Genomic DNA, 2,159 nt, shown 5'->3' on the forward strand with positions numbered 1-2,159 from the left:
GCCGATTTGCCGCATAAGTTTGAAGCAGGGACGCCTGCCATTGCAGAGGCGATCGCCCTTGGTGCGGCAGTCGATTATCTGGCAGGCATTGGCATGGACACCATCCACGCCTACGAAGCAGAACTCACCGCGCATCTGTTCCAGCAGCTAAACCAGATCCCAGAGATTAAACTTTACGGACCGCAGCCAGACGCAGACGGTAACGGTCGTGCAGCACTGGCGGCGTTTACGGCAGGTGCAGTTCACCCGCACGATTTGTCTACGCTACTGGACCAAGACGGCATCGCCATCCGCGCTGGGCACCACTGCACCCAACCGCTGCACCACCACCTCAATTTGCCATCCACCGCTCGCGCCAGTCTTTACTTCTACAACACCCACGAAGAGATTGATGTGTTTGTTGCAGCACTGAGAGAGGCGATCGACTTCTTCGGCAGCGTGTTCAACTGACGATGATGCGAGTCAAATGGTCGATCAACGATTACCACCGCATGATCGCGGCGGGAATTCTGCACGATCGTCGCGCTGAGCTATTGGCAGGAGAAATTATCGAAGTGAGTCCAGAAGGTCCCCTCCATGCCTCGCGGATTCGCAAGATTGCCAACTATCTCCGCAGCTTGCTCAACGGGTTGGCGCTGATCTCAGAGGCGCATCCAATTACGTTAATGGATTCTGAGCCAGAACCGGATGTGGCGATCGTGCGGCTACCAGAGTCGCGGTATGACGATCGCCATCCTCAGGTGGAAGACATTTTTTGGCTGATTGAAATCTCAGACAGCACGCTAGTCAAGGATTTGGACACGAAGCAGAAGACTTATGCAGCGGCGGGGATCAACGAGTATTGGGTGGTTGATTTGAACGCCAGTCGGTTAACGGTCTTTCGTCAGCCGCAGGGTAAAGCGTACGCGGTCAGGCAGGAATTGAGTCAGGGCGAACTATCGCCCGTTGCCTTTCCTGAAGTTGTTATGTCGATCGAGGCGCTTTTTCGTTAGTCGATCGCTTTCGACTGCTTCGGCAGTGTCTTTAGCTGGCTCTAAGCCCGTTTTGACGCAACCCGCTTCGACGACGCTCTCGACTCCACCGTAAACGCTGGAATGTCGTGCAGTTCGCTGTCGGTTAGGCTGTACTGCTCACACACTAAGCTCAGGCGGCTTCCTGAAACCACTACAGCGTTGACCGAATGCGTTAAGTCGCCCTGAAAGTGCAGCAGCGTTCCAGATTTCGGTGTAATTTGCCCAACCCGCTGCTTGTGGGTTTGCAGCACAAGTTCGCCTCCCTGTAAGTTAGGTGGCACTTGCACGTACAGCACGCTCACCATGGCGGGGGGATCAATCGTCTTGCAGTAGGAGCGCAGCGATCGATCAATGTGCGGGTCCACTCGCGATCCCTGCTGGAGCAGCAGCGGGTTGAGGTAAAACGCATTACAGGCAGGCAGTAGCGCCTGCTCCAGATAGCGCTTGAAAAACGGAAACTGCCGCTCTACGATTGCAAGCTGCGATCGCTGGAAGACGATCGAGAACCCTTTGGTTCCGACAAAATCTCGATTGAGGTTGTTGACGGTGAAATAAGGGCACGCCAAAATTCCTCCCCGCAGTTCGTTCAGGTAGTCGGGTGGGAATGCGTTGGGCTGTTGACGGTAGTAGCTCATGTCTCGAAGTGTCCCTGATTCCTCGAATCGCTCAGGGAACGCCCATCATAGCGCTTCAGCGTCATGGAAGCGGGTGTAGCGGTGTCCCTTTAGCTGCTGAACGAATAAACATCACGCAAGCTGTGGGGCGGGCAATCCAAGCAAGCACCAGTCCGGTCACCCTTGTGATGCCTAAAAGTTCCACTAGCGCCTCAAGCGTAACCAGCATGTTGGCGCTTTCATCTCCAGTGGAAATAACGTGCGATCGAGTAAATGATCTCGATCGAAAGTATGGCTCCAATACTGAGCTGTTTCTTGCTGTTCTCTTACAGCCGCATCAAGTCCAAAACTGAGGTAAGTTAATCGATTCGGCTTGCTTTTGCTTCAACCAAATAGAGAATAGAGTTGTTAGTTTAGAGCACGCAATTGTTAGACTCTAAATCAGGACTAAAAATCAAAATGTTCATGATTTAGGTAGGTTTATCTTTGATTTGATTTCGAGTCTCTTCAAGGAAGACGGTAAAGACTTGTG

The 2,159-nt window shown here is 52.8% G+C and carries 4 protein-coding genes; 2 read left to right on the forward strand and 2 right to left on the reverse strand.

Annotation, left to right across the window (positions count from 1 at the left end):
• On the forward strand, positions 1-450 hold a 450-nt coding region (locus H6F43_RS05145), incomplete at its 5' end, for an aminotransferase class V-fold PLP-dependent enzyme (protein WP_190341340.1).
• Positions 451-452: 2 nt separating this feature from the next.
• Positions 453-992, forward strand: a complete 540-nt coding sequence (locus H6F43_RS05150) for a Uma2 family endonuclease (protein ID WP_199290152.1) — start codon at positions 453-455, stop codon at positions 990-992.
• Between the two features lie 41 nt (positions 993-1,033).
• Here the strand turns inward: H6F43_RS05150 and H6F43_RS05155 are convergent, their stop codons facing one another.
• Both H6F43_RS05155 and H6F43_RS05160 read right to left on the reverse strand, forming a co-directional pair.
• Positions 1,034-1,648, reverse strand: a complete 615-nt coding sequence (locus tag H6F43_RS05155; protein WP_190341342.1) for a 2OG-Fe(II) oxygenase — start codon at positions 1,646-1,648, stop codon at positions 1,034-1,036.
• Between the two features lie 61 nt (positions 1,649-1,709).
• Positions 1,710-1,856, reverse strand: coding sequence for a hypothetical protein (locus H6F43_RS05160; RefSeq protein ID WP_190341344.1), 147 nt, complete (start codon positions 1,854-1,856; stop codon positions 1,710-1,712).
• Positions 1,857-2,159 lie beyond the last annotated feature (303 nt).

Source organism: Leptolyngbya sp. FACHB-36 (genome assembly GCF_014695955.1).
Classification (GTDB): domain Bacteria; phylum Cyanobacteriota; class Cyanobacteriia; order Leptolyngbyales; family Leptolyngbyaceae; genus FACHB-36.

Excerpts from the sequence above, each read along its gene's own strand:
- H6F43_RS05160 (WP_190341344.1), bottom strand. The coding sequence starts at position 1,856 with ATGCTGGTTACGCTTGAGGCGCTAGTGGAACTTTTAGGCATCACAAGG.
- H6F43_RS05155 (WP_190341342.1), bottom strand. The coding sequence starts at position 1,648 with ATGAGCTACTACCGTCAACAGCCCAACGCATTCCCACCCGACTACCTG.
- H6F43_RS05150 (WP_199290152.1), top strand. The coding sequence starts at position 453 with ATGATGCGAGTCAAATGGTCGATCAACGATTACCACCGCATGATCGCG.